The 8,330-nt window shown below is 61.4% G+C and carries 7 protein-coding genes; 5 read left to right on the top strand and 2 right to left on the bottom strand.

All coding sequences use genetic code 11. The features are described 5' to 3' along the window. The first annotated feature begins 226 nt into the window (after positions 1-226). Entirely contained in the window at positions 227-2,284 is a 2,058-nt protein-coding gene (locus tag AC07YV_RS26895; protein ID WP_102702207.1) for a carbon starvation CstA family protein, read from the top strand. Between the two features lie 14 nt (positions 2,285-2,298). Beyond that, on the top strand, positions 2,299-2,496 hold the full coding sequence (locus AC07YV_RS26890) for a YbdD/YjiX family protein (protein ID WP_007976534.1): 198 nt from the start codon (positions 2,299-2,301) through the stop codon (positions 2,494-2,496). 115 nt (positions 2,497-2,611) lie between these two features. Here the strand turns inward: AC07YV_RS26890 and AC07YV_RS26885 are convergent, their stop codons facing one another. Further along, positions 2,612-2,770, bottom strand: a complete 159-nt coding sequence (locus AC07YV_RS26885) for a hypothetical protein (protein ID WP_173900861.1) — start codon at positions 2,768-2,770, stop codon at positions 2,612-2,614. A gap of 310 nt (positions 2,771-3,080) precedes the next feature. On the opposite strand from AC07YV_RS26885, the gene katG reads away from it, so the two are divergent. Continuing rightward, complete coding sequence (katG, locus tag AC07YV_RS26880; RefSeq protein WP_102702208.1) at positions 3,081-5,336, top strand: catalase/peroxidase HPI; 2,256 nt, start codon at positions 3,081-3,083, stop codon at positions 5,334-5,336. A gap of 54 nt (positions 5,337-5,390) precedes the next feature. Here katG and AC07YV_RS26875 read toward each other — a convergent pair whose 3' ends face one another. Continuing rightward, positions 5,391-5,957, bottom strand: coding sequence for a TetR/AcrR family transcriptional regulator (locus AC07YV_RS26875; RefSeq protein ID WP_102702209.1), 567 nt, complete (start codon positions 5,955-5,957; stop codon positions 5,391-5,393). A gap of 127 nt (positions 5,958-6,084) precedes the next feature. Here AC07YV_RS26875 and AC07YV_RS26870 point away from each other — a divergent pair, with 127 nt between their 5' ends. Together AC07YV_RS26870 and mexE are read left to right on the top strand one after the other, a co-directional pair. Next, on the top strand, positions 6,085-6,378 hold the full coding sequence (locus AC07YV_RS26870; RefSeq protein ID WP_102702210.1) for a LysR family transcriptional regulator: 294 nt from the start codon (positions 6,085-6,087) through the stop codon (positions 6,376-6,378). Between the two features lie 705 nt (positions 6,379-7,083). Then, on the top strand, positions 7,084-8,325 hold the full coding sequence (gene mexE, locus AC07YV_RS26865) for a multidrug efflux RND transporter periplasmic adaptor subunit MexE (RefSeq protein WP_102702213.1): 1,242 nt from the start codon (positions 7,084-7,086) through the stop codon (positions 8,323-8,325). The last annotated feature ends 5 nt before the right edge of the window (positions 8,326-8,330 follow it).

Genomic DNA, 8,330 nt, shown 5'->3' with positions numbered 1-8,330 from the left:
GGCGGTGTGTCATTCAACACTGGTAGCGACTGACACACCGCCTTCGCGAGCAAGCCCGCTCCCACAGGGGATCCGTGGCGTCTACGTAGAACTACGTAGGCGCCACGTACGTAGTAACGCGGATTTATTTGTGGACGGCATGCGCAGATATTGGGCCAGCTCCGCACCGCGGACACAATTATAAAAATTACCGCCGCAGTCACTGGCTGTCGGCAGGAGACACGCTATGCCCCGTCTGGCTAAACACCTCGCCTGGTTTGCCGTGGCTGTCCTGGGAGCGATTGCGCTGAGTGTCGTGGCCCTGCGCCGCGGCGAAGCGATCAACGCCCTGTGGATCGTAGTCGCAGCCGTCGCCATCTACCTCGTTGCCTACCGCTACTACAGCCTGTTCATCGCCAACAAAGTGATGCAGCTCGATCCTACTCGGGCCACGCCGGCTGTGCTCAATAACGACGGTCTGGACTATGTGCCGACCAACAAACACGTGCTGTTCGGTCACCACTTCGCGGCCATTGCCGGTGCAGGTCCGCTGGTCGGGCCGGTACTGGCGGCGCAGATGGGCTACCTGCCCGGTACCCTGTGGCTGATCGCCGGCGTGGTGCTGGCCGGTGCCGTGCAGGACTTCATGGTCCTGTTCATGTCCACCCGCCGCAACGGCCGCTCCCTGGGCGACATGGTCCGCGAAGAAATGGGCCGCATCCCCGGCACCATCGCGCTGTTCGGCTGCTTCCTGATCATGATCATCATCCTTGCGGTGCTGGCGCTGATCGTGGTCAAGGCCCTGGCCGAGAGCCCGTGGGGGATCTTCACGGTGATGGCGACCATCCCGATCGCGATGTTCATGGGCATCTACATGCGCTACATCCGCCCGGGCCGCATCGGTGAGATCTCGGTGATCGGCGTGCTGTTGCTGCTCGGTTCGATCTGGCTCGGCGGGCAGATTGCCGCGGATCCGGTGTGGGCCAAGGCCTTTACCTTTACCGGTATCCAGATCACCTGGATGCTGATCGGCTACGGTTTTGTGGCCGCCGTGTTGCCGGTGTGGCTGATCCTGGCGCCCCGTGACTACCTGTCGACCTTCCTGAAAATCGGCACCATCGTGGCTTTGGCCATCGGTATCCTGGTGACCATGCCCGAGCTGAAAATGCCGGCCCTGACCCAGTTCATCGACGGCACCGGCCCGGTCTGGAAAGGCGGTCTGTTCCCGTTCCTGTTCATCACCATCGCCTGTGGCGCGGTGTCGGGTTTCCATGCGCTGATCGCTTCCGGCACCACGCCGAAGTTGCTCGCCAATGAGGGGCATGCCCGTTACATCGGTTACGGCGGCATGCTGATGGAATCCTTCGTGGCCATCATGGCGATGGTCGCGGCTTCGGTGATCGACCCGGGCGTGTACTTCGCCATGAACAGCCCGGCGGCCGTGGTGGGCGCCGATGCGGTGGCCGTTGCGCAAACCGTCAGCAGCTGGGGCTTTGCGATCACGCCGGAAGCGTTGCAAGCGGTGGCCCACGACATCGGGGAAACCACCATCCTGGCCCGTGCCGGCGGTGCGCCGACCCTGGCGGTGGGGATCGCGCAGATCCTGCACCAGCTGTTGCCGGGCGAGAACACCATGGCGTTCTGGTACCACTTCGCGATCCTGTTCGAAGCGCTGTTCATCCTGACCGCAGTCGACGCCGGCACCCGTGCCGGGCGCTTCATGCTCCAGGACCTGCTCGGCTCGTTCGTGCCGGCCCTGCGCCGCACCGAGTCCTGGACCGCCAACCTGATCGCCACCGCCGGTTGCGTGGCCATGTGGGGTTATCTGCTGTACCAGGGCGTGATCGATCCGCTGGGCGGCATCAACACCTTGTGGCCGCTGTTCGGCATCTCCAACCAGATGCTGGCCGGTATCGCGCTGATGCTCGGCACCGTGGTGCTGATCAAGATGAAGCGTCAGCGTTATGCCTGGGTCACCTTGCTGCCGGCTGTGTGGTTGCTGATCTGCACCACCACCGCCGGCTTCATCAAGCTGTTCGATGCCAACCCGGCGATCGGCTTCCTCGCCCTGGCGAAGAAGTACAGTGATGCCCTGGCCAATGGTCAGGTATTGGCCCCGGCCAAGAGCATTGAGCAGATGCAGCACGTGATCTTCAACGCCTACACCAACGCCACGCTGACTGCGCTGTTCCTGTTCGTGGTGTTCAGCATCCTGTTCTTCGCACTCAAGGTCGGTATCGCCGCCTGGGGCAGCAAAGAGCGTACGGATAAAGAAGCGCCATTCCAGGCGCTGCCGAATGCATAGGCGAGGAGGGCAGCATGTTCAATGACCTGAGTCGCCTGGGTAAATACCTCGGTCAGGCCGCGCGCCTGATGGTCGGCATGCCCGACTACGACAACTATGTCGAGCACATGCAGACCAAGCACCCGGACAAACCGGTGATGGACTACGAGGCGTTCTTCCGCGAGCGCCAGGAGGCCCGTTACGGCAGTAAAGCCGGACCCAAGTGCTGTTGAGTGAACAATAAAAAACCGGCTGAAAGGCCGGTTTTTTATTGTCTGGAGCAAAGTCCCGAGAGATGGAGGCCGCGCGGCGATCCGGATTGTCGCCGTCCCTGTTGCCCCGGGTCAGTCATGGGGCCTTGTCATTCTTTCGCCCGTGAGGCTGATGATCCGGCTTGGCGATCTTGAGTGCCCGGTCGGCGGCCTTGGCGTTATGCACCAGGCGACAGAGCACGGCGACGACGATGATCGCCAGCACTACCCAGATGACAATGGCTTTGAGGTACATGGCGCAACCTCTCGCGGCAAACAATCCTTCCTGTCGCCCACGTCCTTGTAGCAAATGGTATTAATCCATTGTGGCAGGTGTTGCTGATCTTGCATTGCGTGACTGATTTGCACTGTTTATCAGCTATCTCCACCGGATGAAGCGACAGTTTCCCCGACCGGTACTTTAATGGATGGTCTGGAGCGACTGATCGCGGGGCTGTCATAGCCTCAAGGCTATGGATCCCATACCGAAAAGCTATTTCATCAATCGGTGATCCGGATCCACGCTCAAGGGTGGTTAGCTGAAAACAAAATCAAGAGGAGATGCCATGTCAACTGAATCGAAATGCCCGTTCAATCACGCCGCTGGCGGTGGCACGACGAACCGCGACTGGTGGCCGAACCAACTGAACCTGAAGATCCTGAGTCAACACTCGCCCAAGTCTGACCCGTTGGGGGGCGACTTCAACTACGCCGAAGCCTTCAAGAGCCTTGACTTCCAGGCGCTGAAAAATGACCTGACTGCGCTGATGACCGACTCCCAGGACTGGTGGCCGGCGGACTTCGGTCACTATGGGCCTCTCTTCATCCGCATGTCCTGGCACGCCGCAGGCACCTATCGCACCGGTGACGGCCGGGGCGGGGCCGGTTCCGGCCAACAACGCTTTGCACCGCTCAACAGCTGGCCGGACAACGTCAGCCTCGACAAGGCCCGCCGGCTGCTCTGGCCGATCAAGCAAAAGTACGGCAACAAGATCTCCTGGGCCGACCTGATCGTCCTCACCGGCAACGTCGCCCTGGAGTCCATGGGCTTCAAGACGTTTGGTTTTTCCGGTGGCCGCGCGGATGTCTGGGAACCGGACGAAGACGTTTACTGGGGTTCTGAAAGCAAATGGCTGGGCGGTGACTCGCGTTACGGAAAAGAAGACAAACCGGTGCAGAAACCCGGCGATGTGCCCTTGGTGGCTGAGCCTGGCAGAAACGAGGACAGCCGTACCGAAAATGGCCGCAATCTGGAAAACCCCCTCGCCGCGGTGCAGATGGGCCTGATCTATGTGAACCCGGAAGGCCCGGAAGGCGAACCGGACCCGGTCGCCTCGGCCAAGGACATCCGCGAAACCTTCGGCCGCATGGCGATGAACGACGAGGAAACCGTGGCGTTGATCGCCGGTGGCCACGCCTTCGGTAAAACCCACGGCGCCGGGCCTGCCGACAACGTCGGGGCGGAACCGGAAGCTGCCGGCCTGGAGCTGCAAGGCCTGGGCTGGAAGAGCACATTCGGCACCGGTAAAGGGGCCGATACCATCACCAGCGGCCTGGAAGTGACCTGGACCACCACGCCCACCAAATGGAGCAACAACTACCTGGAAAACCTGTTCGGTTTCGACTGGGAACTGACCAAGAGCCCGGCCGGCGCCCATCAGTGGAAACCGAAGAACGGTGCCGGTGCCGGGATCATTCCGGATGCCTTTGATCCGTCCAAACGTCGTGATCCGACCATGCTGACCTCGGACCTGGCCCTGCGTTTCGACCCGATCTACGAACCGATTGCCCGGCGCTTCCTGGCCAACCCCGATCAACTGGCCGATGCCTTCGCGCGCGCCTGGTACAAACTCATTCACCGGGACATGGGCCCGCTCTCGCGCTACCTCGGCCCGGAAATGCCCGGCGAGGAACTGCTGTGGCAAGACCCGATCCCTGCCGTCGATCATCCGCTGGTCAACGACAGCGATGTGGCAGGCCTGAAAAGCAAGGTGCTGGCGTCCGGCCTGTCGGTGTCGCAGCTGGTATCGACGGCGTGGGCCGCCGCGTCCAGCTTCCGTGGCTCCGACAAACGCGGCGGAGCCAACGGCGGGCGCCTGCGCCTGGCGCCGCAGAAGTCCTGGCCGGCCAACCAGCCGGAGCAACTGGCCAATGTGCTGGCCAAACTGGAAGGCATCCAGAAGGAGTTCAACAGCGGCGGCAAGAAAATCTCCCTGGCCGACCTGATCGTGCTCGCCGGCGGTGCGGGTGTCGAACAGGCGGCGAAAAACGCCGGCCACAGTGTGACGGTGCCGTTCAGCCCAGGCCGCACGGACGCCAGCCAGGAGCAGACCGATGTCGAGTCCTTCGGTTTCCTTGAACCGATTGCCGACGGCTTCCGTAACTACCTGAAAACCCAGTACCGCGTGCCGGCCGAATCCTTGCTGATCGACAAGGCACAACTGCTGACGCTCAGCGCGCCGGAAATGACGGTACTGCTGGGTGGCCTGCGGGTGTTGAACACCAACGTCGGCCAGAGCAAACACGGTGTGTTCACCCAACGGCCGGAAGCGCTGACCAATGACTTCTTCACCAACCTGCTGGACATGGGGGTGGAGTGGAAGCCGGTGTCGGATGCCCAGCAGGAGTTCGAAGGGCGTGATCGCAAAACCGGTGCGGTGAAGTGGACGGGCACCCGGGTTGACCTGGTCTTCGGTTCGAACGCGCAGTTGCGTGCGCTGGCCGAAGTCTATGCCAGCGCCGATGCGCAGCAGAAATTCGTCAAGGACTTCGTGGCTGCGTGGACAAAGGTGATGAACCTGGATCGTTTCGATCTGGCGTAATCAAAAGGCCTGAACTTGCCGCGACCTGCAGGGACCTGGTCGCGGCAAGCCCTTCTAGTGTTGTTCAGCACCGACAGACCAGGCATCGATCACCGATTGCAGGAACTGCTGCGACAATCGCGGGTTGTCCAGGGCTCTGGCGATCAGTATCGCCCCGGTAATCGATGACAGGATGCGCAAGGCTTCCTGGTGTTTTTCATCATCGGTTTCGCCGTCGACCAATGGCATCAGCGTTTCGATCAGGGTCTGCACGCCTTGGGTGAACGAGTGGCTGACGGCACCGCCGTTGCGCGCGACATCGGCCGCCAGGGCAGGGATCGGGCAGCCTTCGGTCCAGTTGTTCATGTGGCTTTGGCTCAAGTACCTCTTGAGCAGTTCGGGGATGGATTTGGCCGCTCGCCAGTCGTCGATGTTGGTTTCGAACGTACGGCTCACGGCCTCCGACGCCAACTGCTCCTTGCCACCGGGGAACTGTCCGTAAAAGCCGCCGTGGGTCAGGCCCACCGAGCGGGACAGTTCGCCGATCCCGATGCCGTCGATGCCTTTTTCCCGGTACATCCTCGAGGCCGCGCCGAGGATCGCTTCCTTGTTGGCCGCTGCCTTGTCTTTCGTCACTTTCATGAGTGGAGTCCTGTCTTGCGATGGGCGCCATGGCAATTTTTTGCTGAAGGGCTGGTATTAATGATGGTCGTAATATAAATTCGCGGCAATGGCCTTGCAGGAAAAACACCTCACAGGGTGCTGACCCATGAAACGTAATGATCTGCGCAATATCGACCTCAATCTGCTGGTGGTATTCGAGGCGCTCATTCAGGAGCGCAACGTCACTCGGGCCGCGCAAAGACTGTCCCTTGGCCAACCGGCGGTCAGCGGCGCATTGGCTCGTCTGCGCACACTGTTCAACGACCCCCTGTTTAAACGCATTGGCCACAAAATGGAACCAACCACCCGAGCCTTGCAGGTGGCGCAAACGCTCGGGCTGGCACTGGACTCCATTTGTTTCGCCGTCAGTCTGACGGGTTGTAATGAAAAAACCTGCTGATTCATAGGGGCCTTCACTGATTTGGATCCAGCGATGGTCGTCAACGATAACGCGGGTGAACTGGATGAACACGGTCCCCTGTAGGAGCTGGCTTGCCAGCGATGGTCGTTAACGATAACGCGGGCGAACTGGATGAACGCGGCGCACTGGAGTCCATCGCCAGCAGGCTGGCTCCTACAGTTTTCTCGCGTGAACGCGGTCCCCTGTGGGAGCTGGCCTGCCAGCGATGGTCGTTAACGATAACGCGGGTGAACTGGATAAACGCGGCGCACTGGCGTCCATCGCCAGCAGGCTGGCTTCTACAGTTTTCTCGCGTGAACGCGGTCCCCTGTGGGAGCTGGCCTGCCAGCGATGGTCGTCAACGATAACGCGGGTGAGCTGGATAAACGCGGCGCACTGGAGTCCATCGCCAGCAGGCTGGCTCCCACAGTTTTTCAGCGTGGGCACGGTCCCCTGTGGGAGCTGGCTTGCCAGCGATGGTCGTTAACGATAACGCGGGTGAACTGGATAAACGCGGCGCACTGGCGTTCATCGCCAGCAAGCTGGCTCCTACAGTTTCCCGGGATTGCGTGAAAACCTTTTTTTTGTGCTTATACATGATAGCCATCATTAATAGTGATACCCAAGTTCACTCCATTCGATTCGTCGCACCCCCTTGCGCGGCCGAGAATTCTCCAACCCTTAAACCGTCTGGCGGACACCCCCATGGAACAGTCACTCAAACCTTTGCGTTATCCCCTTGCTGCCCTGACCCTGGCGGCCATCACGGCCTGCGGTCACGCACCCGATGCCGCCAAGGCGCCGGGTGCGCCTTCTGTCACCGTCGCCAAAGTGCTTGAGCAACCCATTACCGAATGGGATGAAGTCACTGCCCGTCTGGAAGCGCCGGAAACCGTCGTGGTTCGTCCGCGGGTTTCGGGGCAGATCGATCGTGTCGCCTTCACCGATGGCGAGTCGGTCAAGAAAGGGGATCTGCTGTTCCAGATCGATCCACGTCCGTTCGAACACGAAGTGCACCGCCTCGAAGCGCAGTTGCAACAGGCTCGCGCCGCGCTGGTTCGAAGCGCCAACGAAGCGCAACGCGGCCAGCGCCTGTTGAGCAGCAATGCCATTTCTGCGGAACTGGCCGACACGCGCAGCACCACGGCCCAGGAAGCCAAGGCCGGTGTCGATTCGGTTCAGGCGCAGCTGGACCTGGCGCGCCTGAACCTGAGCTTCACCCGCGTCACTGCGCCGATCAGCGGCCGGGTCAGCCGTGCCGAAATCACCGCCGGCAACATCGTCACCGCCGACACCTCGGCGCTGACCAGCGTGGTCTCCACCGACAAGGTCTACGCCTATTTCGATGCCGACGAACGCCTGTTCCTCAAGTACGGCCAGCTCTCCCGTGAAGGCCGGCGCAGTCAATCCACGCCGGTGTATATGGGCTTGTCGAACGAGGAGGGCAATAGCCACCTGGGGCAGATGAACTTCGTCGACAACCAGGTCAATCCCAAGACCGGCACCATCCGTGGCCGCGCGGTGTTCGACAACGCCGACGGCCAATACACCCCGGGCCTGTATGCCCGATTGAAACTGGTGGGCAGCGCGGCCTATGCCGGCCTGCTGATCAAGGACGAGGCCGTGGGCACCGACCTTGGCAAGCGATTCGTGCTGGTGATCGACCAGGACAACAAGGCCGTGTACCGCAGCGTCGATCTGGGACCGAAGCTCGAAGGCTTGCGCATCGTGCGCAGCGGTTTGCAAAAAGACGACCGGATTGTCATCAACGGCCTGCAACGGGTCCGGCCCGGCGCGGTGGTCACGCCTCAGGACGCGCCGATGGCCGATGCGCAAACCGTCGCCAACCTGGCCCGTCAGCGGCAGGCCGTCGAGGCGGGTAATCAGCCCGTCGCTCCGTCACCGGCACTGGTGAAAACCGATGCCGCCGTTTCGCCTCGCGGATAAAGGAA

Source organism: Pseudomonas sp. GW456-E7 (assembly GCF_059424105.1).
The sequence above is the reverse complement of the archived record's forward strand: the minus strand, read 5'-3'. Positions and strand labels throughout refer to the sequence as shown.